Here is a 25,466-nt window from a genome sequence, read left to right as displayed (position 1 = left end):
ACTCCCAGTAAAGTTCAGCCATGCCCCCTCGGCAAGTAGGGACTTGAGACTAAAGTACTAAGGTTAGTACTTTTGGTTCTTTCCTTATATTCAAACATCACTTTTGCGCATAACCCTAAACTGGTATCTTTTGTCGGCTCCGCTGGGAGTGCGCGGCCGTGCGCGCAGATTTGCTGTAAGCAGCCTGAGAACAGGACACCTATGTACGTTTACGACGAGTACGATCAACGGATCATCGAGGACCGCGTCAAGCAGTTCCGTGACCAGACCCGACGCTACCTGGCCGGGGAGCTCAGCGAAGAAGAGTTCCGCCCGCTGCGCCTGCAAAATGGCCTCTACATCCAACGCTTCGCGCCGATGCTGCGGGTTGCCGTGCCTTATGGCCAGCTGACTTCGCGCCAGACGCGGATGATGGCCAAGATCGCCCGCGATTTCGACAAGGGCTATGCCCACATCAGTACTCGCCAGAACGTGCAGTTCAACTGGCCGGCCGTGGAAGACATCCCCGACATCCTGGCTGAACTGGCCACGGTGCAGATGCATGCCATCCAGACCAGTGGCAACTGCCTGCGCAACGTCACCACCGACCAGTTCGCCGGCGTTGCCGCGGACGAAGTCATCGACCCGCGCCCCTGGTGTGAAATCGTGCGTCAGTGGACCACCTTCCACCCCGAATTCGCTTACCTGCCGCGCAAGTTCAAGATTGCCGTCAATGGCGCCAGCACCGACCGTGCGGCCATTGAAGTGCACGACATCGGCCTTGAGCCGGTGTACAACGCCGCTGGTGAACTGGGCTTCCGCGTGCTGGTGGGTGGCGGCCTGGGCCGTACGCCGGTGGTGGGTTCGTTCATCAACGAATTCCTGCCGTGGCAAGACCTGCTCAGCTACCTGGATGCCATCCTGCGCGTGTACAACCGCTATGGCCGCCGGGACAACAAGTACAAGGCGCGCATCAAGATCCTGGTCAAGGCCCTCACCCCTGAGGTTTTCGCCCAGAAAGTCGATGCCGAAATGGAACACTTGCGCGGCGGCAGCACCACGCTGACCGAAGCCGAGCTTGAGCGCGTAGCCAAGCACTTCGTGGACCCCGAGTACAAAGCCCTGGCCGACTTCAGCGCCGAGCTGAACGCGCTGGATGCCGAGCACGCCGGTTTCGCCCGCTGGCGTACCCGCAACACCCTGGCGCACAAGAAACCAGGCTACGTGGCCGTGACCCTGTCGCTGAAACCGACCGGCGTTGCCCCTGGCGACCTGACCGACAAGCAATTGGACGCCGTCGCCGACCTGGCCGACCGCTACAGCTTCGGCCAGCTGCGCACCTCCCACGAGCAGAACATCATTCTGGCCGACGTCGAGCAGAGCCGCTTGCACGCCCTGTGGCTGGAACTGCGCGAAGGCGGTTTCGCCACGCCGAACATCGGCCTGCTCACCGACATCATCTGCTGCCCCGGCGGTGATTTCTGCTCGCTGGCCAACGCCAAGTCGATCCCGATCGCCGAATCCATCCAGCGCCGCTTCGACGACCTGGACTACCTGTTCGACATCGGCGAGCTGGACCTGAACATTTCCGGCTGCATGAACGCCTGTGGTCACCACCACGTGGGCCACATCGGCATTCTGGGCGTGGACAAGAAGGGCGAAGAGTTCTACCAGGTGTCCCTGGGTGGCAGCGCCAGCCGCGACGCCAGCCTGGGCAAGATCCTCGGCCCTTCGTTCGCCCAGGAAGCCATGCCGGACGTGATCAGCAAGCTGATCGACGTCTACGTTGAACAGCGCACCGAAGATGAACGTTTCATCGACACCTACCAGCGCATCGGTATCGATCTCTTCAAGGAGCGCGTCTATGCAGCGAATCATTAAGAACAACGAAGTCGTCGACGAAACCTGGCACCTGCTGCCCAAGGACGCGACCCTGGACGGCATCAGCAATTGTGATGACCTGATCGTGCCCCTGGCCCTGTGGCGCGAGCACGGCCACGCCCTGCAAGCCCGTGACGGCGGCCTGGGCGTGTGGCTGGACAGCGACGAGGAAGCCGAGGAAATCGGTGAAGACGTCAGCAAGTTCCAGGTCATTGCCTTGAACTTCCCGGCCTTCACCGATGGGCGCAACTACTCCAATGCGCGCCTGCTGCGTGACCGCTACGGCTTCAAGGGCGAGCTGCGCGCCATTGGTGACGTGCTGCGCGACCAGTTGTTCTACCTGCACCGCTGCGGTTTCGATGCCTTCGCCCTGCGCGCCGACAAAGACCCGTACGAAGCCCTTGAAAGCCTGAAGGACTTCTCGGTGAGCTACCAGGCCGCCACCGACGAACCGCTGCCGCTGTTCCGTCGCCGCTGACCGCTGTAAGGCGTGCCCGCAACGGGCACGCCCTGCTGCACTTCACGCTGCCTCATCATCCCCCAACACCGGCGCCGACAGCCCCTCAAGCAGGCTGCGCTCGGCTTCGTGCTGGGCGCTGTCCAGTCGCTGGCGCGCCGCCTCGGACTCCTCCTCGGTCAATACCACGCGCTGCGGCACGCCCTCGCGCTGCCACGCGTGCTCGGGGAAAAACGTTTCCAACGGGCGCAGCACGTCCGCCGGCACGGGCTCGAGTTCGCCATCGGCGTCCTGCAACGCCAGCAGGTATGCGTGGCCGGCGTACCAGTGCTCACGCAAGGCCTGGAAGCGCACCTGCCAATGCCGTTGCACGCAGTGTACCCACCATGCCTGCCCCAGGATCCACGCACGCCGGGCGTGCGGGGTGTCGGCGTTGTTGACAGCTTCCGTCACCCGCTCCCGTATGGTCTCGGACATGGCTTGGAAATAGCGCATGTGCTGTGCTTGTGGTGGCAGGTCCAGCCGTTGCGCCAAATCTATACGCAAGCGCAGGCGAATTTCGGCCTCGTCGGGCACGTCCACCAGGCTTGCGCTATCACCCTCATCCATGGCCGCCAGGGCCGGGGCGCCGTGTTCATCGGCGGGGGTCAACGCGGCCAATTCCTGCGCGGTGGCGGCCCGCGCCACGGCGTCGGGGAACAGTACCTGGCGGCGGGTAACGCGTGCGTTGTACAGGCGCCCCGCCACCTCATCCAGCAGGTGCTCGCGATAGAACCTGCGCCCCAGCTGGGCCAGCCGCCCGAGATCGCCATCGGCGGCTGCCTGCTGAGCCACATCGTAGACCTGGACCAGGGTTTCGCAGCGGCGCAGGAACAACTGCACACCATCACCGCAGGTCGTCATCACCTCCTCGCCCACGTCGAACAATTGGTTGCGCAGCGCCGCTCGATCCACGGCGGCTTCACCCTCCGGTTCGTCGTCCAGGGCGTTGAGCAATTGCTGGATACGCACCCGCCCGGCCTGGCGGTCGGCGCGGTAGTCCTGGGTTTCTACCGATCGGTCCAATGCCGTCATGAAAAACCGCGCCTCAGGCTGCTCACGCAGGGCTTCGGCGCGCAAGCGCACCTGCGCCGTGCTGCCCTGCAACCAATCGGCCAGAACCTGCCCGTGCGCCTCGACAGGCTCAACGTCCACAGCCAGCAGGCGATCCAGGCTAGCCTCGCTCAACGCTTCGCGACTGATGCGCAGGGTGGGCACATTCCGCGCCCCGGCTGCAAACATGGATAAACCGCGGAGCACCGGCACCTCGGCGATGGGGTTTTGCGTCAACAACACCGTGTTCAGGTAGAGCGGCTGTGCCGCCATCAACTCGGTCAGGCCCGCAGGCCAGCCGGTCAACCGGCAACGGCTGAGGTCGACGCTGATCAGCCGCGTGAACGGGCTCAGGTCCAGCGACTCCCCCAGGGGGTTGTCGGCCAGGTCCATCCAGCGCAGGTCATGCAGCTGCGCCAACAACTGCCCGCGCGCGGCGCTCATCACCAGGCCGGTGTTGCGCAACCACAGGTATTGCAGGCGGCTCAGGCTGGCAACGCCCACCAGCGTCTGATCGCTGAGCGCCTGCGCAGTACCGGACAGCGCCAGGTCGCGCAGCGACGGCAGCCGTGCCAGCTGCGCGAACGCACCCGGCGGAATCTCCAGCGGCATGTTTTGTACATCCAGTGACTCCAGGCTGGAGAGCCCGGCCAGGCTGCGAAACATATCGTCGCTGGCGAGCAATTGATTGGCGCCCAGATGCAGGTCGCGCAGCATGGGCAGGGTGGCGACCGCTTCGGGAATGGTCAGCAGGCCATTGCGGCACATGTCCACGCCACGCAAGCTGGTGAATGCACGCAGGAACGGCGAAGGGTCGTGATTCGTGCCCACGCCATCCAGTACCAACTGCTGCACGTGGCTGAAATCAGCCGTCAATGCAGGCAGTTGCCCCAGCGGCAGATCACTCAGGTCAAGCTCATAGCCGCTCACCTGGTCGTCCTCATAATTGATATGGCCGGGGTCGCGCTGCCACACCGCCAATATCCGCTCCATGGCCTCGATACGCGCCTCGCGCTGTACATCCTCGGCCAACCCGCCCCCTTGCTCACCCACCCAGGCATCCAGGTCGGCTGTCAATTGTTGATGCTGAAGTTGCACGGCAGCGAAATTGCCCACCTGCTCGGGCCCCTCCCCCAATTGCGCCAACAGCGCCTCCAGCTCAGCGTCATCCACCCGCGGATAAAGCTCGCTCAAGCGCTCGCGCAGGGGCACGCCGGCACCGCCGGGACGACCGCTGAGCGGGTAACCCCAATGGCCGTTCGGTTGACGCTGGGGCAAGCGAAACCGTCCTGAGACCGGCGCCTGGCCAATCAGCTGCGCGGCCCGCGCAGGGTTCTCGATGGCGAGGCGTACCAGGGTGGCAACAGAGGGCGAAGCATCAGGGGCCTGGGACAACAGGCCCTTACGCAACCGGCGCGTCTGTGGCCACGCGCTGTCCGGCAACGCCAGCCCGGTGATGGCCCGGTTCAAGCGCCAGGCCCGCAACGCACCATGCGCCCGTTCGGCCAGCCGCAACGGCAGGCGCCCCGTACGCTGAAGGTACTGGCGTTCAGCCCTGTTGGCTGTGGCCAGCACCGCGTCGGCCAATGCTGGCGGCAGGCCGGGGAAATCACGGTTCAAGGCCATGGCCCCAGGGTTGACCGCCACGGCGGGCCACGTGCCGCGCCGCTGTGCAAATGCGGCGGCGCGCTCGGGCGCTGGCAAGCCCATGACCTCGGCCTGAGCGCGAAAGTCGGCCAGGCTGGCGAGCAGTAGTGCCGGCAAGGGCCTGTTGCGCACGTGCAGCGCTTGCACCTGGGCCTCGCTCAGCCCGCTGGCCAAACGAGCAACGTCCAGGCTGAAATCATCCAGTCCGAAAGTGGCAGGCCCCAGCCGGCGCATGGCCTGGCGAGCGCCCCACTGATGGGTTAATTCGTGAGCCCCGCGCCAGGCGCCCTGGCCGTTGTGGCGCAGCGGCACACGCACGCCTTTACCGTCCGGGTGCTCAATGAACCAGGCCGTCTTGGCGGCGTCGTAGCCTTGGCGGTAGAGCTTGCCGTCCATGCGGATGTACCACTGCCCGCCTCGCTGATACTGACCTTGAGGGTTGGCCGTGGCATCGGCCGGTAAATCGTCAGCCACGCTGAAGGCAGCCAGGTCGACATTCCACAACCGCTGGCGCCCCTGGCGATCCATCACCGGGAGCATGCCCTCGACAAATGGCGAGCGCTCCACGGCCACGTGCACGGCCGAGCCGGCCGCCAACAGGGCCAGGTTGTCGGCCACGGAGAAAAAGTGCCCCACCGCCTCCTGTTTCTGGCCATGGGTCCAGTCATCTACCCCTACAAACGTCTCCCCTAGCAATTGCGCCACCCCCACCACCGCCATCAACACCCCTACACTGGGCACAATGAACCCGGCCACATTGAGCACATCCAGCCCCAGCGCCAGCATCTGTTGCAAGCGCCGGTCGCGGGTCTTGCGGTCTTCATCGTCGGTCGGCACCACGCACCAGCGCGCATCGCCCAGCACGGTGGCCAGCATGTCCAGGCGCAGTTGCTCCACCAGCCCGGTGGCCAGCGCGTCCGCGCGCACGCCGATGTCGGCGTCGGGGTCGTCTTCCCGAGGCTTGGGGAACAGCAGGCTGAACGGTTGCGGGCTAAGCGTGTTGAGCAGCCGGGCAAAAAACTCGCCACGCTCGGCGCAAGGCACGAAACGCTGGAAAAAGGCCTGAAAACCACGGTCCCGCAGACGCTGGCGCAGGGCAATGGCCATCGCGGCGAAACTGTCGAACTGCTTGAGCGGCTCCGCTTCAGCGCCAGGCAGGTACAGCACGCAGGGGCCTTCGGGATCGGCCTGGGAGCGCACCAGCACTGCCCCCGCCAACGGCGTTCCACTGTGCACCCAGGTGACCAACGCGCGAAGCCGGCAGACCTGGACGGCACCTCCCTGCCAGGACGGCGCAATACCCTCGCCGAGCAATGCTTCGAGCAGGGCAGCGGTGCTTGTATCGATGGCACCTTTGATCTGCGCGCAGTTGACCTGCACCAGCAGCGCATCGGCAATCTGGCGCCTGATACTGTCTTGGGGCCAAGCGCCCAGAACGCTGCTGGGCGCTGGCGCCAGCACCGCTTGCAGGTGGGCCTGATACTGCCCACCCATATCGAGTTCGCGGCACAAAGCGGCAAACGCCTGAGGCGTGATGGGCAACACGGCGCGCGGGTCGTATCGATACCCCAGCACCGGGCCCAACACCAAGCGGTACTCACCCACCGGAAGAATCAAGGTCTGGGGGGCAAAGTCTTCCTGGGCCTCGAAATTGCCCATGGCCGCCTCCAGCAACGTTTGCCGATGCGGCTGACGCCGCCGCCCCTCCAGCGAGTAGTGGTAATCCACCCGCACCCATTCGGTGGCGTAGACGTCTACCTCCAGGTTGAAGCGACGGACCAGCGCTTGCACCAGCAGGGGTTCGCAGAACTGCGCCGGGGTGAGCAAGCGTCGGTGGATGCTCGCGCCACGGGCAGCACTGCGCAGGTGGGCCAGCAGCCGCTCACGGTAATGGGCCCGTTGCGCCACGCTGGCCGCCGTCAGCCAGGCGGGCACCTGTTCGGCCAGTTGTCGCGTGTTGAAAGGCAAGCTCTGAAAGGCGGGAATACTCATGAAAACACTCCACTGAAGGCGCAGCGAACGTGCTGCGCCGCCAGTGGAACGCCTGACGCGCACGACCCGGTGTTACATAGCGCTAGAACGGCTGGGCGCGGAACTGTGCCTCGGTTTGCTGCCGCACAATGCCCAGTTGCGCGGCATCGCGCTGGCGGGCGATCCAGTCGTACAGCGCTTTGATCACCCCGTCAGTGAGCACCACCGGTCCGTCGCGCCAGGCGATGGGCGCCGCCAGCGCCTGGCTGTGAAACTGACCCAGTTGGGCCAGGGCCGCGTCCAGCCGCTCGGCGGGCGCCAGTGTGAACGGTCGCGTGCCGGCAATGGCGTCCTCGAACACATCGAGCACGTCACGCCACAGGGCCTCTTGCGCCGCAAACGCGTCGGGCACCACCTTGCGCCAGTACAGGCGCCAGAACGGTTGCTCCACCAACCAGGCCTGCAAGCGCGCGGCGGTCAGGTCACTGCGCACGGCCGCCGCTACTCGCTGCACGGTGGCCGAGCTGACTTCCTCGCCGTAGCGCATGGCCGGCTGCGAACGCAGGTCCAATTCACGCTGCAAGCGGGTGCGCAGCACCAGACGAATTTCCACCTCATCCGGGGCGGTGGGCAGCAGGTCCACGTCCTCGATATCATCGAGCGGGTGCAAGGGCGATGGCGTGCGGTTACCCAACAACGCGTCGCGGCGCACCTCACGCGCGCGACTGATGGCAACACCGTACTCGTCCACCAGTTGCGCACTCAGCAACTGCCTGCCCAGGGACCTGAGCGGCATAAACATATCGCGCGCGCCGCGCTGGGCCGACGAGGCGGCCTGCCAGGCCGCAACCGTGACGTCGAAGCGGTCGAGCAAGGTGCTGATCCCGTCGCCGCAGGTATCTTCAATCTCTTGCGCTTGTTCGAACAACTGCGCCCGCAAGTCGACGATGCCCAGCCCGTCGCCCGCCACCCCCTCACCGGGCACCACCTGCTGCACAATGGCCCACAAGCGTTGCCGAGCCCGAACCGGGTCTACGAGATAGTCCGCAGTGTCGGCCACCCGGTCAATCACCCGGTAAAAGCCCTGCGCCTCGGGTTGCAACCGGTCCGCATCCACCCGTGCCAACAGGTCGGCCGGCGCCCCTTGCCGCCAGGCCTCCACTTGCGTACCCGGCGCCACCGGGGCCTGGTCCAGGCCCACGGGAACGCGCGCGGTTCGCAGCCACGCACGCGCCTGTTCGTTGAAGGGGTTGCCTTGCAGCGACAAGGCCACGTCCTGTGACAGGCTCAATAGCTCATCAGTCGAACCGAAGGGCAGGTCCTGCAGTTGGTTGTGACTGAGGTTGACGTGTTCAACGCTGCTCCAGGGTTCCAACAGCAGTTGCCGCAAGCCCTGGGGCCATTCGCGCAGGCCGCCGTTGGCCAGCCCGAGCACCTGCAAGTTGATCATCCAGGAAACGTCGGGGGGCACGCCCAGACGATTTTCGCCAAGGTCCAGCGTGCGCAGATCGCGCAGACGATTCAGCGAGGCGACCCTTCGCGGGTTGAGTTCGATCAGGGTGTTATTGAGGTTCAAGCGCCATAACCCGGTCAGCCTGCCAAGCTGTTCAAACGCAGCGTCATCCAGCGACAGGCCATTGGCGGACAGGTCCAGCCCACGCAGATGATTGAGGGTAGTCAGCGGCTCCAGCATGGCAGCTGTCAGTGGCGTATCCAGAATATCGTCTTCTTCCACGGCCAATTGGAAGGCGTTGCGCAGCCTTAAATGGCGCAAAGGCAAACCACGCAAAGGCGCGAAGAACGAGTCATTGAGCGCCAGATGATTACCGCTCAGCGTCAGCGTCTCCAGTTGCTGCAAGCCGCGCACCGCCTCGGGTATGGCCACCAGGCCATTGTTGGCCAGGCTCAAGGTGCGCAGGCCGGAAAACCGCCCGATGAACAGCGACGGGTCCTGCACCAGCCCCATTTGCTCAAGGTGCAGCACCAGCAGATGGCTGAAGTCTGCGGTAATCACCGGCAGCTCGCCCACGGCACGACCGCTCAGGTGCACGCTGGGCGTCTCGCGGCGCCAAGCGCGCAATATTTCCTGCCGTGCAGGCGCACGGGCCAGGCGCTGGGCAGGTGACCCGGCATTGGCCCAGTCGCTCAAGCCTGCATGGAGCACTTGGTGTTCGGTTTCCAGGCGCAGCAGTGCCAGCTCCTCACTGTCACCCGGACGGCGCATGGTGCGCCGCCGTTCTAGCAGCGCGGTGTCGTCCAGCGCCGGGTACAACGCACGCAAGCGGGCGCGCACGCTCCAACGTGCCTGGCCACGCCCACTGAGCGAGTAACCGGCGCCCTCGGGTGTGCGCACAGGCGAGCGAAACCAGGGTTGCACCCGGCGCTGACCCAGCGCCTGCGCGGCGGCTTGCGGGTTGCGCAGCGCCTGATGAGCCAGGCGCTCGCCCAGCCCTGCGCCATTGCGCACTCGCAACCCGGCACGCACCTGGTCCGGCAGCGCGTGGGCCAAGGCCTCAAACAGGTCCGTGGCGCCAGACAACTCGTTGTCCTGGGTGTCGTAGGCCTGGTAGGTACCGTTGCGCCGGACCACCACTTTTATCTCGGCCGCCTGTTCATGGCCGGCCACCGCCAGGCGTCGACCGCCGATAGACTCGGCGTGCAGCTCCACGCGGACGTTGCCGCTCCAGCCGGACAGGTGCGACAGCAGGCGCACGGCCAGCCGGTCACGGTCAAGGGATACTTGCCGTCGGTCCATCAGGCCCTCCATTGCGCGGGCCAGGCGCTCACGGCGCACCACCATGCGCGCCTCTTCCGCCACACGCACGGGCACCCGGCCATGATCACGCAGTTGCGTGCGTTCAAGGTCAGTGGCAGCGCCCGCGATGTCGTTCGCCAAGCGGGGCGACAAGCCGGCAAAGTCGCGACTTACAGGCGCCGCTTCCACCGTGACAGGCGGTTGCAGGCGCTGCTCGATGGCGCGCCGAATCTCCTCGCGCGCCTGCTCGAATTGCTCTGCCAGCCGGTCGGCCAGCACCTGTGCATGGGCTTGCGGCGTATTTTCGACGCTGTCGCCGAACAGTTGCGCACGCTGCTCGCCATTGAGTTGCTGAACCACTCGCCCAGCCACTTGGCCCAGGCGCCACTCACCCCGGGTTACCTCCACGTGGGCATCGTGATCACCCGGCAGAAAATCCCGGTACGAGCCTGACTCGAGCACCTCGCGCACACCCACGCCCTGGGGCCAACGCGGCAAGCGAGCGAGCAACGCCGGAACGAATGATCCGCCTTCGCCCAACCCCTCCTGACTGCGCATGGCCGTTACCAGGGTGTCCACCGCCCGCTGACTGCGCCAGCGCAGCAAGGCCTCATGCAAACCGGCGGGCAAGGGTTGGCGGGTGATGTGCAATTGCCGCAACTGCGCGGCTGAAACCCCGCACACCTCCTGGGCCTGAATCAACTGCAGGTCACTCAAGCCATTGGTCAGCGCACCGAAGCGACGCATCAACTGCGTGCCTTCCCACTCCAAGGGCGCTTCGTGCACGTGCTGCCAGGCGCCCTCGCCGTTATGCTGCAACAATGGACGGTAATCCGCAGCGAGGTTGGCGTGGTGCAGGTGCCAGGCACCGGAGTCCGGGTCCAGGCGCTGTTCGTACAACCGCTCGCCAATTACCACATGGGGCTTGCCCTCTATCCAGTACTGGCCTTGCTCGTTGGGCAGCGCCCCTTCAGGCAGCGCATGCTCGCTGGCATAGGCCGACAGGTCCGGGTGCAACAGGCGCTGGTGCCCTGTGTTATCCACCACCGGCACCATCGTGTCCACGAACGGCGAGCGAGCAATGGCGATACTGGCGCCGGTGGCGGCCGCAATCATGACCACGTTTTCCGCCACCTCGGCAAAGTGCCCCATGGCCTCCGCCGTGTGCCCATGCTGCCATTCATCCACACCCAGGCACACCGACTTGACCAGCTCGACCGCACCCACCACCGCCATCAACTCACCCACCCCGGGTACGCTGAACGCGGCCGCATTGAGCACCGACCAGCCCAGCCCTTCCCACCAGGCCACAGTGCGCTCGTGGGCCTGGCGATCATGGATGGCTGAAGGCACCGCCAGTAGCTGGGCGTTGCCAAGCAGCAACTGCATATGGTGGTTGGCCAACAAGCGCGCCACGGGCTTGTTGTAGAGGTCACTGCGCAGCCCGATGTCGGCGTTGGGGTCGGGTTGGGGGGGCGCAGGGAACTGCCCTGGCCAGGTCACCGGTTGCGGGCTCAGCGTGTCGTTCAACCGCGCAAAAAAGGCCGGCGCACGGCTCAGCGACAGGAACCGCTGGAAATACTGCTGGTAACCGCGGTCACGCAGCTGTTCACGCAGGTAGTCGGCACACACTTGCCCCGTGGCGAACTCCCGAAGCGGCGCGTGAGGCTCGCCGGGCATATAAAGCATGCACGGGCCGGGGTTGCCATGGGGCGCAAACAGCTGGATACCGCGCAAGCGCTGGCCGCTGTAGAAGGTACTGGCCAGCAGCCGCACCTGGTGCACCTCAAGGGGCTCACCGGCCCATTGGCCACGGCCTGTGGCAAGCATGTCGAGCAGCGCCTGGCAGGCAGCGGTGGACACCTCGCCTCGCAGGGCCGCCGTGGTGGCGGCGATCGCCAGTTGGTCCGCCAGCTGCTGGCGGAACGTTCGCCGCCGCGCAGAGGGAGAAGGCGCCCGGTCCGGGGTACTGAACGGCCCTGCGCCCAGTACCTGGGCCACGTGTTCATGGTAGCGCCGGCCCAGGTCCAGGTTGCGGCACAGGCTGGCGAAGGTGTCGGGCGCCAGGCGCACCACGCTATCGGCCGGGTATTTGTAACGCAGGGTCAGGTCATCGTTGACGTCAAACGTGAAAACCCCCACCGGGATTATCACCGAGCCTGTCTCCAGGCCATCTCGGCGCGCCTGGTCGGCATCGAAATTCTGCAGGGCCGCCTGCAACAAGGTTTGCCGCAAGGGCCGCAGACGAACGCTCAGCCCTTCGCGCTCACGCACCATGCGCACCAGTTCGTGGCCGCGCACCTTCAGGTTCAGCGCCGGATAGCGCCGATCCAGCTCGGCCTGCAACAAGGGCGCACAAAACCCTTCGGGGGTTTGCAAGTGCTTGATCAACACCCGCGCACGGTCGCTGGACGACAGGCCGGCCTGAGAGCGCGCAAAGTACTGCTCGCGCAGTGGGGCAGGCGCTTGCAGCAACCAGGGCGGCAAGGCACTTTCAATCAGGGCTTGATGGGGGCCTGGGGATGGGCGGGTAACGGCGGGGTCGGTCATGATCGATCTCCACTGGGAAAAGCCCGCCACATCAGGTGGCAGGCGGGTTCGCAGTGAAGCAATGCAGCGCAGGGCGCCGGTGTTACTTAATGCTGGGGGCCTATTACCAGAAGCGGTGCTGGCTGACTTTTTCCCACGCCTTGCCGGCCAAGTGTTCCACCGAGTGGCTGGCGGCCAGGCCTACGCGCTCCTGCAGGCTTTTACGCTCGGCGTAATGCAGGTGGTAGACCTCAGCCTGTTTGGCGCGCTCGGCCAGGTATTCGTCGCTGGTCTTCAACTCGTCCACCAACTGCTTGTCCAGCGCGGCAATGCCCAGCCAGACTTCGCCGGTGGCCACTTCGTCGATGTGCAGTTGCGGCCGGTAACGAGCCACGAAGTTCTTGAACAGGCGGTGGGTAATGTCCAGGTCTTCCTGGAACTTCTCCCGGCCCTTCTCGGTGTTTTCGCCAAACACGGTCAGGGTGCGCTTGTACTCGCCGGCGGTCAGCACTTCGAAATCAATGTCATGCTTTTTCAGCAGCTTGTTGACGTTGGGCAACTGCGCCACCACGCCGATGGAGCCGAGAATGGCGAAAGGCGCGCTGATGATCTTCTCGCCAATGCAGGCCATCATGTAGCCGCCGCTGGCCGCCACCTTGTCGATGCACACGGTCAGCGGCACGCCGGCCTGGCGAATGCGCGCCAGTTGCGAGCTGGCCAGGCCATAGCTGTGCACCATGCCGCCGCCACTTTCCAGGCGCAGCACCACCTCGTCCTTGGCAGTGGCCAAGGTCAGCAGCGCGGTGATTTCGTGGCGCAGGCTTTCGGTGGCGGACGCCTTGATATCACCGTCGAAATCAAGCACGAACACCCGTGGCTTGGCCTCGGTTTTCTTCTTGCCCTTCTTTTTTTCGGCCTTGGCTTCCTGCTTGCGCAGGGCCTTGAGCTGATCCTTGTCCAGCAGGGTCGATTCCAGGCGCTCGCGCAGGCCTTTATAGAAGTCGTTGAGCTTGCTGACCTGCAACTGGCCGGCGGTCTTGCGCCGACCCTTGCCGCGCTGCGCGGCGATGGCGGTCAATACCACGATGATCGCCAGGACCAGGGTGACGGTCTTGGCGAGAAAACTCGCGTATTCGGAGAGAAACTCCACGGGGGGCACCTCAAGGCTTCAAAGCCCCATTCTACGGGGAGGATCTGGCGGGTGTCTAACCCTTGCACAAGCGCGGGTTCCACGCGATCTGTAGCCGCTGCCGCCAGGCTGCGCTGGCCGGCGTGAACCCCGAAGATCTCAAGCGACGCACAGGGCCAACGCAGCCTTCGACAGCGGCTACGGTAGAACAGCCACAATTCAAACAAGCGTATGTTTTTTCATTGACAGCGACCTGCCATCCCCATAACCTCCAAATCACCTTCAACGTACCGGGACGACGCGGACGTGGGCAGCATTTTTCTGATTCGACATGGCCAGGCCAGCTTCGGCGCCGATGACTACGACGTGCTGTCGCCCCTTGGCATGCGCCAGGCGCAAGTACTGGGCGCCCACCTGGCGGACCTGGGCCTGCACCTGGACCGCTGCGTGGCCGGCAGCCTGCGCCGCCAGCAGGCCACTGCGCACTTGGCGCTGGAAGCCATGGGCGTGGCGGACCTTGCGGTGGAAACCGATGAGGCATTCAACGAATTCGACGCCGAGGCCGTCATCCGTGCGCTGCTGCCCGAGCTGCTGCCCCAGGAGCCTGATGCGCTGCACATCCTGCGCAACGCGGCGCACAACCGCAGTGAGTTCCAGCGCCTGTTCGCCCTGCTGATCAAGCGTTGGCACGGGGGCCTGCATGCCACTGCGCAAACCGAAAGCTGGGCCGCCTTCGTCGCCCGCGTCGACAGCGGCCTCAAGCGCCTGCTTGACCAGGCCGGCAGCGGTGCCAACATCGCCGTGTTCACCTCGGGCGGCACCATCACCGCCCTGCTGCACCTGATCACCGGCATCTCGCCAGCCCAAGCCTTCGAGCTCAACTGGCAGATCGTCAACACCTCGCTCAGCCAGCTGAAATTCCGCGGCCGCGAGGTGGCCCTGGCTTCCTTCAACAGTCACACTCACCTGCAACTGCTGAAGGCGCCGGAGCTCATCACCTACCGATGACCCCGGCCCCTGTACACCCTGTCGCTAGCCCTATTTCAACAAGGATCATGACATGACCGACGTAGCCAAAGCCGTAGAAGCAATGAAGGCCAAATTCGACCCCTCCGCCGCTGCCGGCCTGGACCTGGTGTTCGGTTTCCGCATCGACGAGTCCAAGCACTTCTCGCTGGTTGTCAAAGACAAGACCTGCGAATTGAAGGAAGGCCAGAACCCTGACGCCCAGGTTACCCTGGTGATGGACGAAGAAACCCTGAAGGGCATCGTCAGCGGCGAGACCGACGGCATGCAAGCCTTCATGGGCGGCAAGCTGCGCGCCGAAGGCGACATGATGCTGGCAATGAAGCTGAGCGAGCTGTTCCCCTCGTAATACAACTTTCGTAACAAATAAGGCCCCGGTATCGCTACTGGGGCCTTTTCGTTTGCGGCCGCCGCTGCCAGGCGGCGCTGCTCTTTAAGGTTTCACTGCCATGTTTGCGGCGTTTGAACGGCTGGACCCAGCCTGCCGGCAGCTGCTACGGAGCGTTGGGAGATGCAAGGGTTCTGCCAGCTTTCGAGAATAATTTTCGTTAAAAGCTATCCAAAATGATGGCCCCTCTATTCAATAATAAGTCTCATTATGTTACAAGTTAGCATCCTTCTTAAGATTGTGGTGCGAAGTGCTGGTTCCATTTTTGATCATGCTGCGCGAAGGGATTGAAGCCGCGCTTATCGTTGGCATCATTGCCAGCTACCTGAAGCAGACCGGACGCGGTCAGTGGATGCCTGCCGTGTGGATCGGCGTATTCCTGGCGGCGGCCATTGCCCTGCTGGTGGGCGGCGGTCTGGAGCTGATGAGTGCCGAGTTCCCTCAGAAGCAGCAAGAACTGTTCGAAGGCACTGTGGGCCTTGTGGCCGTGGTGATCCTCAGCTCCATGGTGTTCTGGATGCGCAAGGTGGCGCGTTCAATCAAGCACTCCCTGCACGAGTCCATGGACCGTGCCCTGGCCAATTCCAACAACCAGGTCATCGCGCTGATCGCCATGGTGTTCTTCGCCGTGGCCCGCGAAGGCCTGGAAACCGTGTTCTTCCTGCTGGCCGTGTTCCAGCAAAGCGAAGGTGTCGGCGCGCCATTGGGCGCCCTGCTGGGCCTGATCCTGGCCGTGGTCATCGGTTTGGGCATCTACACCGGCAGCATGCGCCTGAACCTGGCGGCGTTCTTCCGCTGGACCGGCCTGTTCATCCTGGTGGTGGCCGCCGGCATCCTGGCCAACTCCGTGCAAGCGCTGCATGAAGCAGGCCTGTGGAATTCGCTGCAGGAAGTGGTGTTCGACATCAGTGGCATCCTGCCGATGGACGGCCCGACCGGCTCGGTACTGGCCGGCATGTTCGGCTACCAGGACGCTCCCACCGTGAGCACCCTGGGCGCCTACCTGCTGTACCTGGTGTTCGCCCTCGTCATGTTCTTCTTGCCGGCCAGCGCCCCCGTGGGCCGCAAGCCAGCTCCCGCTACTCACTCCTAAGGCTTTTTCAGTCAATGTCCAATCAAGCCCCAGGCCTGTCGCCACGCGTCCTGCGCGTGGCCGTGGCCGGCTCCGTGGTGGTGATGCTCGCCGCCGGTGCACTGTTCTACTACGCCTCTCAGGTGGCCTCGTCCAAGCGTCAGGCCAACCACGATGAAATCGTCGTCAACATCCACCCGCACAGCTGCGAGCCCAACGCCCTGACCATTGCGGCCGGGCACGCCAGCTTTCGCATCGTCAACAAGTCCGAGCGCGCGGTGGAATGGGAAATTCTTGATGGCGTGCTGGTGGTTGAAGAGCGCGAAAACATCACCCCTGGCATGAGCCAGGTGATCAACGCCAACCTGGCGCCCGGCGACTACGCCATCACCTGCGGCCTGCTGAGCAACCCGCGCGGCACGCTGAAAGTGACGCCTACGGCTGAGTCCGACGCCCAGGCCAAGGCGCGCCCGGCGATGGTTAACTTCGTTGGCCCGCTGTCCGAGTACCGCGTGTACCTGAGCATCCAGGGCAGCGCCCTGGTGCGTGGCGTGGATGCCCTGAACCAAGCCATCAGCGCCGGCGACCTGGCTGCCGCCCGCGCCGCGTATGTGCCGGCGCGCGTGGCCTACCAGAGCCTGGCAGCCGCCTCCCAGCGGTTCTCGGAGCTGGACAACGCCATCAACGCCCGCGCCGACTACTACGAAAAACGCGAGCAGGACCCAGGCTTCGGCGGCTTCCACCGCCTGGAATACGGCCTGTTCCAACAGCAGAGCCTGGACGGCCTGGCACCGGTGGCGCAGAAGCTTGCCGCCGACGTCGCCAACCTGAAGACCCAGCTGCTGGCGCAGAACCTGCCGCCCGAGCAACTGGTGGGCATCGTGGCGCGCAACCTCCGCAGCCTGGCCGAGGTACGCACCAATGGTGAGGAAGAGCGCTACAGCCACGCCGACCTGAACGGTTTCGCCGCCAACCTGGCCGGCGCCCGCAAGGTGGTCGACCTGCTGCGTCCGCTGCTGGCCAAGTCCGCCGCCGACCTGGTGCCGAAAATCGACGCGGCGCTGAGCGACCTGGACACCCAGCTCAACAGCCTGCGCGACGGCGACAACTACCTCTCGTACGACAAGGTCGGCCCGGATCAGCGCAAGCAGATCGCCGACAAGGCCAAGGCACTGGCCGACGCACTCGATGGAATCGACCCAGCCCTTGGCCTCTCGGCCCTGTAGGACAGACGACAGACACATGAGCGATTCGAAAAACAGCACCCTCCCTGTCGACGCCCAGCGCCGCCGTGTACTGATGGGCATGGGCGCCGCCGGCGTCGCCCTGGCCGGCAGCGCCCTGAGCTGCCCGGCCATGGCTGCCGCCCAGGCCCAGGTGGCCGAAGCACCGAAAAGCGAAAAAACCCAGGACCGTCACGACTACTTTGGCCAGCACCAGAGCGGCATCGTCACGCCGCGCCCGGCGGCCGGCATGATGGTAGCCTTCGACGTGCTGGCCAGCGACCGCAAGGAGCTGGAGCGCCTGTTCAAGCTGCTGGACACACGCATCAAGTTCCTGATGACCGGTGGAGAAGTCGAGCAGGTTGACCCGAAGCTGCCACCCGTGGATTCGGGCATCCTCGGCCCAGTGGTCACCCCGGACAACCTGACCATCACCGTGTCGGTGGGTGCGTCGCTGTTTGACGAGCGTTTCGGCCTGGAACACGCCAAGCCCAAGCACCTGATCCAGATGGTCGGTTTCCCCAACGACGCCCTGGAGCCAGCGCTGTGCCACGGCGACCTGACCCTGCAATTCTGCTCGAACACGCCGGACACCAACATTCACGCCCTGCGTGACATCGTCAAGAACATGCCCGACCTGCTACTGGTGCGCTGGAAACAGGAAGGCAGCGTGCCGGCCCAGGCACCGAAGAAGGCTGACGCGCCGGCTGAAAGTGCGCGCAACTTCCTGGGCTTCCGCGATGGCTCGGCCAACCCGGACTCCAACGACAACAAGGCCATGGACGCCATTGTCTGGGTGCAACCGGGCAGCGAAGAGCCTACCTGGGCCGCCAACGGCAGCTACCAGGCCGTGCGCCTGATCCGCAACTTCGTGGAACGCTGGGACCGCACGCCGCTGCAAGAGCAGGAAAGCATTTTCGGCCGCAAGAAAATCACCGGCGCACCGTTCGACGGGGTCACCGAGCACGACGTGCCGGACTACCACAAGGACGTCGCGGGCAAGCTCACGCGCCTGGACTCGCACATCCGCCTGGCCAACCCACGCACCCCGGAATCCCAGGCCAACCTGATCCTGCGCCGGCCGTTCAACTATTCCAACGGCGTGAACAAGAACGGCCAGCTGGACATGGGCCTGCTGTTCATCTGTTACCAGGCCAACCTGGAAAAAGGTTTCATCACCGTGCAGACCCGCCTTAACGGCGAGCCGCTGGAGGAATACCTCAAGCCTATGGGCGGCGGTTATTTCTTCACCCTGCCGGGGGTAAAAGACGACCATGACTTTATCGGTCGCTCGTTGCTGCAAGCTTCTAAAACCAAAAACGCTTAGTCACCTTTGACCACCCGGGGATCCTTTCATGAAGAAGTCGCCACTCGCTTTGCTGCTCACCCTTGGCCTGCTCCACGCACCCGTATCGGCCTTCGCCGCCGATAACTCGGCCCTGGACCTGGTCCAGCCTATTTCGGACTACAAGATCTACGTGACCGAAGAGCTGGACAAACTGGGCACCCAGACCCAGGCGTTCACCGATGCCATCAAGAAAGGCGACCTGGAAGCGGCCAAGAAACTGTACGCCCCGACTCGCGTTCACTATGAGTCCATCGAGCCAATCGCCGAACTGTTCAGCGACCTGGACGCCTCGATCGACTCCCGCGTCGACGACCACGAGAAAGGCGTGACCGCCGAAGACTTCACCGGCTTCCACCGCATCGAGTACACCCTGTACTCGGAAAAGACCACCAAAGGCCTGGAAGCGCTGGCTGACAAGCTGAACGGCGACGTCAAAGACCTGCAGACCCGCGTTGCCGGCCTGACCTTCCCACCTGAGAAAGTCGTGGGCGGCGCTGCTGCTCTGATGGAAGAAGTGGCGGCCACCAAGGTCAGCGGTGAAGAAGACCGTTACAGCCACACCGACCTGTACGACTTCCAGGGCAACGTAGACGGCGCGAAGAAAATCTTCGAACTGTTCAAGCCACAAGTGCAGAAGAAAGATGCTGCGTTCGTGACCAAGGTCGAGAAGAACTTCGCCACCGTGGACAAGATCCTGGCCAAGTACAAGACCAAGGACGGCGGCTACGAGACCTACGACAAGGTCAAGGATGCTGACCGCAAGGCGCTGATCGGCCCGGTCAACACCCTGGCTGAAGACCTGTCCACCCTGCGTGGCAAGTTGGGTCTGAACTAAGACTGCGGCGCTCTTTTCGCGGGCAGAGCCCGCTCCCACAAAGGTATGTTTTGTACCCGTGGGGGCGGGCTCTGCCCGCGAAGAGGCCTTCATGCGCACCGCTGATTCCCCTGCAACACCCCCGCCTATAACACCCCCCGCCCCTTGTCCCCTGCCCTGTCGCGCATTAGATTGTTCAATGATCTGACGCCTCCAGAATAAGCAAAAGGGATAAACATGGCGCTTACTGACCAGTCCACCGCAGTTCGCAACGGTGAAGAGCTTGATGCCGCGCGCATCGACCCTTATCTCAAGGCGCACATACCAGGGCTTGCCGGGGTGCCGGAGATCAGCCAGTTCCCTGGCGGTGCTTCAAACCTCACCTACCTGGTGAAATATCGCGCCCAGGAATTCGTGCTGCGTCGGCCGCCGTTTGGCCACAAAGCCAAGTCCGCCCACGACATGGGCCGCGAGTACCGCATTCTCAACCAGCTCAACGCCGGCTTCCCCTACTGCCCCAAGGCCTACGTGCACTGTACGGATGAAGCGGTGATCGGCGCCGAGTTCTACGTGATGGAGCGGGTGAACGGTATCATCCTGCGCTCGCAGATCCCTGCCGAACTGGGCCTGGATGCCACCCGTACCCGCACCCTGTGCCAGAACTTCATCGACAAGTTCGTCGACCTGCACCAGGTGGACTACACCGCCTGCGGCCTGGCCGACCTGGGCAAGCCCGAGGGCTACGTGGCCCGGCAGATCAGCGGCTGGAGCGACCGTTACGATAAGGCCCGCACCCCCGACGCGCCCGCCTGGGACACGGTCAAGGCGTGGCTGGCCGACAAGCAGCCCGCCGACCACGCCAAGCCGGCCATCGTGCACAACGACTACCGCTTCGACAACGTCATCCTCGACGCCCAGGACCCCATGCAGATCATCGGCGTGCTGGACTGGGAACTGACTACCCTGGGCGACCCACTGATGGACCTGGGCAATACCCTGGCATATTGGGTGCAGGCCGACGACCCGGCGCCGGTGCAACTGATGCGCCGCCAGCCCAGCCACGCGCCGGGCATGCTCACCCGCCAGGCGTTCGTTGACTATTACGCCGAGCGCGCGGGCATCCGCATCGACAACTTCGACTTCTATTACACCTACGGCCTGTTTCGCCTGGCCGGCATCGTCCAGCAGATCTACTACCGCTTCTTCCACGGGCAAACCCAGGACAAGCGTTTCGCTCAGTTCATCCACATGAACACGCTGCTGGAACACATGAGCCTGAACGTCATCAAGCACTCCACCCTGTAAGGAAACCGAGATGTCCAAAACGCAATTGTTCGACCTCGACGGCAAGATTGCCTTCGTTTCCGGCGCCAGCCGCGGCATCGGCGAAGCCATCGCCAAACTGCTGGCCCAACAGGGCGCTCACGTCATTGTCTCCAGCCGCAAACTGGACGGCTGCCAGCACGTCGCCGACGCCATCATCGCCGACGGCGGCAAGGCCACAGCCATTGCCTGCCACATTGGCGAGATGGAACAGATTACCCAGGTGTTCGCGGCCATCCGCGAGCAGTTCGGCCGCCTGGATATCCTGGTCAACAACGCCGCCACCAACCCGCAGTTCTGCAACGTGCTGGACACCGACCTGGGCGCCTTCCAGAAGACCGTGGACGTGAACATTCGCGGCTACTTCTTCATGTCGGTGGAAGCCGGCAAGCTGATGCGCGAACACGGCGGCGGCAGCATCATCAACGTGGCCTCCATCAACGGCGTGTCGCCGGGCGTGTTCCAGGGCATCTACTCGGTGACCAAGGCGGCGGTCATCAACATGACCAAGGTCTTCGCCAAGGAGTGTGCGCAGTTCGGCATCCGCTGCAACGCCCTGCTGCCAGGCCTTACCGACACCAAGTTCGCCTCGGCGCTGGTGAAGAACGACGCCATACTCAACACCGCCCTGGCGCACATCCCCCTCAAGCGCGTGGCCGCTCCAAGCGAAATGGCCGGCACCGTGCTGTACCTGGCCAGCGATGCGTCCAGCTACACCACCGGCGTGGCACTGAACGTGGATGGCGGGTTTCTGTCCTGACAGGGCCCGCGTCACCAAGCCGCTGCCGAAGGCTGAGCTGGCCCTCGTGCCACCTGGAGATTTTCAGCGTGGCGCAGGGCCAGCGCAGCCTGGCGGCAGCTACGGTTAGCAGCGAGATTTTTGCCAGGCCTTCGGGCTAAAATGCGCGCCCTGCCAAAAACAACGATCTGCCCCCCATGCCTTTCGAACTCAGCACCGACCCCATCACCCTGCTCATCCTCGCCATCGTCGCCTTCGTGGCCGGCTTCATCGATGCCATCGCCGGTGGCGGTGGCCTGTTGACCACCCCGGCCCTGCTCACCGCCGGCCTGCCGCCCCACCTGGTGCTGGGCACCAACAAGCTGAGCTCCACCTTCGGCTCGGCCACGGCCAGCTTCACCTTCATGCGGCGCAAGCTGTTCCACCCCAAGGAATGGTGGCCCGCCATCATCTTCACCCTGGTGGGCTCGCTGCTGGGCGCTGTGGCCGCGCATTACATGCCATCGCAATGGCTGAACAAGATGCTGCCCGTGATCGTCTTCGCTTGCGGCCTGTACCTGCTGTTCGGCGGCACGCCCAAAGGCCCAGTGGATAGCCACGCGCCGATCAAGCAGAAACGCCAGATCCCCCAGGGCCTGGCCCTGGGCTTCTATGATGGCGTGGCCGGCCCTGGCACCGGCGCCTTCTGGACCGTGAGCTCAATGCTCATGTACCCCATCGACCTAGTCCGCGCCAGCGGCGTGGCGCGCAGCATGAACTTCGTCAGCAACGCGGCGGCGCTGGCGGTGTTCATCATCAATGGCAGCGTGGATTGGCTGATTGGCTTGAGCATGGGCACGTTCCTGATGGTGGGCGCGTTCTTTGGCGCGCGCAGTGCCATCAGCGGTGGGGCGAAGTTCATTCGGCCGGTGTTTATTACGGTGGTGTTGGGGTTGACGGCGCGGTTGGCGTGGCAGCATTGGTTTGCATAGCCTCCCCGGAACGCCCGTAGATACCGTCTTGGCCGTCACCGAGCAAGAGCTAATTTCGGGTCAAAAGGCTGGCCCGATTTCAGCACGCCATAGATTATATGCAGCATCTTCCGCATGACGGCACAGACAACCTGTTTGCCAACTTTGCCGTTGGCCTTCAGGCGCTTGGCCATTGCTGCCATCACAGGGTTGTAGGTGATGGCAGTCACGCAAGGCAAATACAGCGCACTGCGCAGCCTGGGGGAGCCTGCTCGGCTTATTGGGCTTGGCCCCCTGTAGTTGCCAGACTCAGCGAGTTCGGGGTTCAGCCCGGCGAACTTAACGAGCGACCTGGGACCGTCGTAGTCCAGGGGATCCCCTAATTCGCCCAAGATAACGGCTGCAGTTTTTTCGCCGATTCCATCAATGCTGACCATCAGATCACGTTTGCCGCGCAGATCTGGATCGTCATCAATGTGATCCTTGATGGCTTGCTGGGTCTCTTTGATTTGTTGTTCGATGTGGTTGATCACCGAGCAAATCGAAGCGTGGACAGTGTTGTCCGATACGTCGAGGCGATTGCGCTCCATCTGGAGCATCTGCTGCAAGTCCTCAAGCCGGCGAAGCAGCGCACGTAAACGGCGACGCGCGACAGGCTCTGGTTTCCAAGCCCGCAGAGGCTTTCTCTGGTGCTTGTCCTTGGCGAAGTCAGCGATCAACTTGGCGTCAACCTTGTCGGTCTTTACGCCCGTCATCTCGCTTTTACGATAGTGGTAGACGGCTTTCGGATTGACTACGTGAACGTGGTAGCCCTGGTTGTAAAGATGCTCTGCGACAGCCTCATGATAGACACTGGTGGCCTCCATCACGACCACTGCACCTGGCTCGGCGTGCTTGAGCAGCCAGCTGTCCAACTCGACAAAACCGGCTGGGTTGTTGGCCAGCTTTCCGCGAGTGCGGTGCTTGCCATTGGGTAAATGCGTTGCCACATCAATGGTGTTTTTGGCGATGTCGATCCCAACGAAGCAGACCATGAATCCTCCCTCTTGAATCTCTTTAACCCTAATTCCCGATCACCAAATCACTCTGCTCTGCCTTGTGAATTCGAGCTCATGCCAGTGGCAGGCCCTAGATACCGTTCGGGCTTAACGAGTGAATGTGAAGAGGAGGAGCACTATCTACGGAACAAGCTCAAGGCTTTAGCCGCTGCCCGGCTTCACTTCTCTTCCTCGATGATCAGTCGAGAACTATCGCCTTTTGTGAGGCGTTAGTCGAGATACAAGCCGCTGCCGAAGGCTGCGCTGGCCCCTTGCGTCACTGAAGATCTCCAGCGTGCGGTAGGGCCAGCGCCGCCTGGCGGCAGCGACTACAACGTGGTGCGCTACCGATCAGCCCGGAAGAACCGGCACCGGCAGGCCCAACCGCTCCGCCACGTAGTGGTCGATGAGGTACCGCGCAATCGACCGCGACGCCGGCAGCGGCGGCAAATCATGCACGCTGAACCACTGGGCGTCCTCGATCTCGTCCGCTTGGGGCACGATGTCGCCGCTTTCGTATTCGGCGTGAAAGCCCAGCATCATCGAGTGCGGGAACGGCCAGCACTGGCTGCCCAGGTAGCGGATGTTGCGCACGGTGACCTGCACTTCTTCCATGACTTCGCGGCGCACGCAGTCTTCGGCCGATTCGCCCGGTTCGGCGAAGCCGGCCAGGGTGCTGTAGACGCCGGTGACGAAACGCGGAGAGCGGGCCAGCAGGATGTCGTCGCCGCGGGTGATGAGCACGATCATGCTCGGCGAGATGCGCGGGTAGCTGCGCAGCTCGCAAGGCTGGCAGTACATGGCCCGTTCCCAGTGGATCTGGTTCATGGCCTGGCCGCAGCTGCCGCAGAAGCGGTGCTCGCGGGCCCAGGTGCCGATCTGCGCGGCGTAGGCCAGCAGTTGGTAGGTGGCGAAGTCGCCCTGCATCATGAACTGGCGCAGGCCTTGCCATTGCACGCCATCGATCTCGGCCGGGCCGTGCAGTTCCAGCAGGTACACAGGCTCGCCGTCAAAGTGGCCGATGCCGTGCTCGGCCAACACGTCCAGGTTCTGCTTTTTCAGCCATTGGCGGGGGAACAGCACGCCATTGGCGTCAAAGGCAAAGCCCTGGGCGCAGCGGGCCACGGCCCAGCCCCCGGGCAGGCTGGTATCCAGTACGGCGGTGGTCCAGCGTTGAGACATCAGGGGCTCCTTTTGGTGAAATGTCAGTCGTCGAACTGTGGTGTCTGCTTGCTCATGCTGGCGGCCATGGCCACACGCAGGTCAGTGCTTTGCAGCATCGCCGCGTTCCAGGTGGCAATGTATTCCAGGCCGTCGGCGATGCTGTGGTCGCGCATGTAGCTGATCATCGTCTTGGTGCCGGCGATGGCGATCGGCGACTTGCCAGCGATCTCGGCGGCAATGGCAAATACGCCATCGAGCAGGCTGTCAGCGTCCGCGTACACCCGGTTGACCAGGCCGATGCTGCGCGCCTCCTCGGCGTCGACCTTGCGTCCGGTGTAGGCCAATTCCCTCAGGATGCCATCCCCGATGATACGTGGCAAACGTTGCAGTGTGCCGACATCGGCGGCCATGCCCATGTCCACTTCCTTGATGGAGAAATGCGCATCGGCGGCGGCATAGCGCATGTCGCAGGCGGCGATCAGGTCGATGGCGCCGCCGATGCAGTAGCCCTGCACTGCTGCGAGTACCGGTTTGCGGCAGTTGTCCACGGCGTTGAAGGAGGCCTGCATCTCGAGAACCTTGCGGCGCAGGGCACGGGCATTGCGGCCGGTGTCCTTGCCCAGCTCGCCGGCAACCGACGCCAGCAGGCTGAGGTCGATACCGGCGCTGAAGTGCTTGCCCGCGCCGCTGAGCACCACCACGCGAACGGCGTCGGTGTCATCCACCCACTGGAATATCTCCACGATCTCGCGCCAGAACGCCGCGTTCATGGCGTTTATCTTGTCGGGGCGGTTGATCTGTACGTGGGCGATGTGGTCGTTGAGTTCGACGTGGAAGGCCTGGTAGTCGGTCATGGTGGGCGTCCTTTATTGTGGGTAGGCAGGACTATATCAAGACGGTGCACCAGGGAAAGGGCGCTCCCGAGGTTGGCGCAAATGCCCT

General features: G+C 63.8%; 17 protein-coding genes. 11 read left to right on the top strand and 6 right to left on the bottom strand.

Annotated elements, in window-relative coordinates:
• Nucleotides 1-201 precede the first annotated feature (201 nt).
• Together PMM47T1_RS14620 and PMM47T1_RS14615 are read left to right on the top strand one after the other, a co-directional pair.
• The gene (locus PMM47T1_RS14620; RefSeq protein ID WP_008370136.1) at nucleotides 202-1,860 is read left to right on the top strand and encodes a nitrite/sulfite reductase; all 1,659 of its coding nucleotides are present in this window, start codon (nucleotides 202-204) and stop codon (nucleotides 1,858-1,860) included.
• The gene (locus PMM47T1_RS14615; RefSeq protein WP_008370135.1) at nucleotides 1,844-2,338 is read left to right on the top strand and encodes a DUF934 domain-containing protein; all 495 of its coding nucleotides are present in this window, start codon (nucleotides 1,844-1,846) and stop codon (nucleotides 2,336-2,338) included. The genes PMM47T1_RS14620 and PMM47T1_RS14615 overlap by 17 nt, the downstream gene beginning before the upstream one ends.
• Before the next feature lie 42 nt (nucleotides 2,339-2,380).
• Here PMM47T1_RS14615 and PMM47T1_RS14610 read toward each other — a convergent pair whose 3' ends face one another.
• The 3 genes from PMM47T1_RS14610 to sohB all read right to left on the bottom strand — a co-directional run bounded on the left by PMM47T1_RS14610 (nucleotide 2,381) and on the right by sohB (nucleotide 13,461).
• Nucleotides 2,381-7,048: a dermonecrotic toxin domain-containing protein gene (locus PMM47T1_RS14610; RefSeq protein ID WP_008370134.1), complete on the bottom strand. Its 4,668-nt coding sequence runs from the start codon at nucleotides 7,046-7,048 to the stop codon at nucleotides 2,381-2,383.
• Nucleotides 7,049-7,130: 82 nt separating this feature from the next.
• Nucleotides 7,131-12,332 carry a dermonecrotic toxin domain-containing protein gene (locus tag PMM47T1_RS14605; protein ID WP_008370132.1) on the bottom strand — a complete coding sequence of 1,734 codons (5,202 nt, stop codon included), beginning with the start codon at nucleotides 12,330-12,332 and terminating at the stop codon, nucleotides 7,131-7,133.
• A 103-nt stretch (nucleotides 12,333-12,435) separates the two neighbouring features.
• A complete protein-coding gene (sohB, locus tag PMM47T1_RS14600) occupies nucleotides 12,436-13,461 on the bottom strand; it encodes a protease SohB (protein ID WP_008370131.1) in 1,026 nt (341 codons plus the stop codon).
• 285 nt (nucleotides 13,462-13,746) lie between these two features.
• On the opposite strand from sohB, the gene PMM47T1_RS14595 reads away from it, so the two are divergent.
• From PMM47T1_RS14595 to PMM47T1_RS14555, 9 genes are all read left to right on the top strand, one after another.
• Nucleotides 13,747-14,448: a histidine phosphatase family protein gene (locus PMM47T1_RS14595; protein ID WP_008370130.1), complete on the top strand. Its 702-nt coding sequence runs from the start codon at nucleotides 13,747-13,749 to the stop codon at nucleotides 14,446-14,448.
• A gap of 52 nt (nucleotides 14,449-14,500) precedes the next feature.
• The gene (locus PMM47T1_RS14590) at nucleotides 14,501-14,815 is read left to right on the top strand and encodes an SCP2 sterol-binding domain-containing protein (protein ID WP_008370129.1); all 315 of its coding nucleotides are present in this window, start codon (nucleotides 14,501-14,503) and stop codon (nucleotides 14,813-14,815) included.
• A 289-nt stretch (nucleotides 14,816-15,104) separates the two neighbouring features.
• Nucleotides 15,105-15,947 carry an iron uptake transporter permease EfeU gene (gene efeU / locus PMM47T1_RS14585; RefSeq protein ID WP_008370128.1) on the top strand — a complete coding sequence of 281 codons (843 nt, stop codon included), beginning with the start codon at nucleotides 15,105-15,107 and terminating at the stop codon, nucleotides 15,945-15,947.
• A gap of 14 nt (nucleotides 15,948-15,961) precedes the next feature.
• Entirely contained in the window at nucleotides 15,962-17,152 is a 1,191-nt protein-coding gene (gene efeO, locus PMM47T1_RS14580; RefSeq protein WP_008370127.1) for an iron uptake system protein EfeO, read from the top strand.
• 16 nt (nucleotides 17,153-17,168) lie between these two features.
• Entirely contained in the window at nucleotides 17,169-18,476 is a 1,308-nt protein-coding gene (efeB, locus tag PMM47T1_RS14575) for an iron uptake transporter deferrochelatase/peroxidase subunit (protein WP_008370125.1), read from the top strand.
• Between the two features lie 28 nt (nucleotides 18,477-18,504).
• Entirely contained in the window at nucleotides 18,505-19,332 is an 828-nt protein-coding gene (gene efeO / locus PMM47T1_RS14570) for an iron uptake system protein EfeO (protein WP_008370123.1), read from the top strand.
• A 216-nt stretch (nucleotides 19,333-19,548) separates the two neighbouring features.
• The gene (locus tag PMM47T1_RS14565; RefSeq protein WP_008370121.1) at nucleotides 19,549-20,616 is read left to right on the top strand and encodes a phosphotransferase family protein; all 1,068 of its coding nucleotides are present in this window, start codon (nucleotides 19,549-19,551) and stop codon (nucleotides 20,614-20,616) included.
• Between the two features lie 10 nt (nucleotides 20,617-20,626).
• Nucleotides 20,627-21,394, top strand: coding sequence for an SDR family oxidoreductase (locus tag PMM47T1_RS14560; protein WP_008370120.1), 768 nt, complete (start codon nucleotides 20,627-20,629; stop codon nucleotides 21,392-21,394).
• Between the two features lie 176 nt (nucleotides 21,395-21,570).
• Nucleotides 21,571-22,344, top strand: coding sequence for a TSUP family transporter (locus PMM47T1_RS14555; protein ID WP_008370117.1), 774 nt, complete (start codon nucleotides 21,571-21,573; stop codon nucleotides 22,342-22,344).
• A gap of 35 nt (nucleotides 22,345-22,379) precedes the next feature.
• Here the strand turns inward: PMM47T1_RS14555 and PMM47T1_RS14550 are convergent, their stop codons facing one another.
• From PMM47T1_RS14550 to PMM47T1_RS14540, 3 genes are all read right to left on the bottom strand, one after another.
• On the bottom strand, nucleotides 22,380-23,357 hold the full coding sequence (locus PMM47T1_RS14550) for an IS110 family transposase (protein ID WP_008370116.1): 978 nt from the start codon (nucleotides 23,355-23,357) through the stop codon (nucleotides 22,380-22,382).
• Nucleotides 23,358-23,711: 354 nt separating this feature from the next.
• On the bottom strand, nucleotides 23,712-24,542 hold the full coding sequence (nudC, locus tag PMM47T1_RS14545; RefSeq protein WP_008370114.1) for an NAD(+) diphosphatase: 831 nt from the start codon (nucleotides 24,540-24,542) through the stop codon (nucleotides 23,712-23,714).
• A gap of 23 nt (nucleotides 24,543-24,565) precedes the next feature.
• A complete protein-coding gene (locus PMM47T1_RS14540; protein ID WP_008370112.1) occupies nucleotides 24,566-25,378 on the bottom strand; it encodes a crotonase/enoyl-CoA hydratase family protein in 813 nt (270 codons plus the stop codon).
• Between the last annotated feature and the right edge of the window lie 88 nt (nucleotides 25,379-25,466).

The organism is Pseudomonas sp. M47T1 (assembly GCF_000263855.1).
Taxonomy (GTDB): Bacteria; Pseudomonadota; Gammaproteobacteria; order Pseudomonadales; family Pseudomonadaceae; genus Aquipseudomonas.
The sequence above is the reverse complement of the archived record's forward strand: the minus strand, read 5'-3'. Positions and strand labels throughout refer to the sequence as shown.

What these genes read in the sequence shown, in the direction of transcription:
- PMM47T1_RS14620 (WP_008370136.1), top strand. Translation starts at nt 202, where the DNA reads ATGTACGTTTACGACGAGTACGATCAACGGATCATCGAGGACCGCGTC.
- PMM47T1_RS14615 (WP_008370135.1), top strand. Translation starts at nt 1,844, where the DNA reads ATGCAGCGAATCATTAAGAACAACGAAGTCGTCGACGAAACCTGGCAC.
- PMM47T1_RS14610 (WP_008370134.1), bottom strand. Translation starts at nt 7,048, where the DNA reads ATGAGTATTCCCGCCTTTCAGAGCTTGCCTTTCAACACGCGACAACTG.
- PMM47T1_RS14605 (WP_008370132.1), bottom strand. Translation starts at nt 12,332, where the DNA reads ATGACCGACCCCGCCGTTACCCGCCCATCCCCAGGCCCCCATCAAGCC.
- PMM47T1_RS14590 (WP_008370129.1), top strand. Translation starts at nt 14,501, where the DNA reads ATGACCGACGTAGCCAAAGCCGTAGAAGCAATGAAGGCCAAATTCGAC.
- efeO (WP_008370127.1), top strand. Translation starts at nt 15,962, where the DNA reads ATGTCCAATCAAGCCCCAGGCCTGTCGCCACGCGTCCTGCGCGTGGCC.
- efeB (WP_008370125.1), top strand. Translation starts at nt 17,169, where the DNA reads ATGAGCGATTCGAAAAACAGCACCCTCCCTGTCGACGCCCAGCGCCGC.
- efeO (WP_008370123.1), top strand. Translation starts at nt 18,505, where the DNA reads ATGAAGAAGTCGCCACTCGCTTTGCTGCTCACCCTTGGCCTGCTCCAC.
- PMM47T1_RS14565 (WP_008370121.1), top strand. Translation starts at nt 19,549, where the DNA reads ATGGCGCTTACTGACCAGTCCACCGCAGTTCGCAACGGTGAAGAGCTT.
- PMM47T1_RS14560 (WP_008370120.1), top strand. Translation starts at nt 20,627, where the DNA reads ATGTCCAAAACGCAATTGTTCGACCTCGACGGCAAGATTGCCTTCGTT.
- PMM47T1_RS14555 (WP_008370117.1), top strand. Translation starts at nt 21,571, where the DNA reads ATGCCTTTCGAACTCAGCACCGACCCCATCACCCTGCTCATCCTCGCC.
- PMM47T1_RS14550 (WP_008370116.1), bottom strand. Translation starts at nt 23,357, where the DNA reads ATGGTCTGCTTCGTTGGGATCGACATCGCCAAAAACACCATTGATGTG.
- nudC (WP_008370114.1), bottom strand. Translation starts at nt 24,542, where the DNA reads ATGTCTCAACGCTGGACCACCGCCGTACTGGATACCAGCCTGCCCGGG.
- PMM47T1_RS14540 (WP_008370112.1), bottom strand. Translation starts at nt 25,378, where the DNA reads ATGACCGACTACCAGGCCTTCCACGTCGAACTCAACGACCACATCGCC.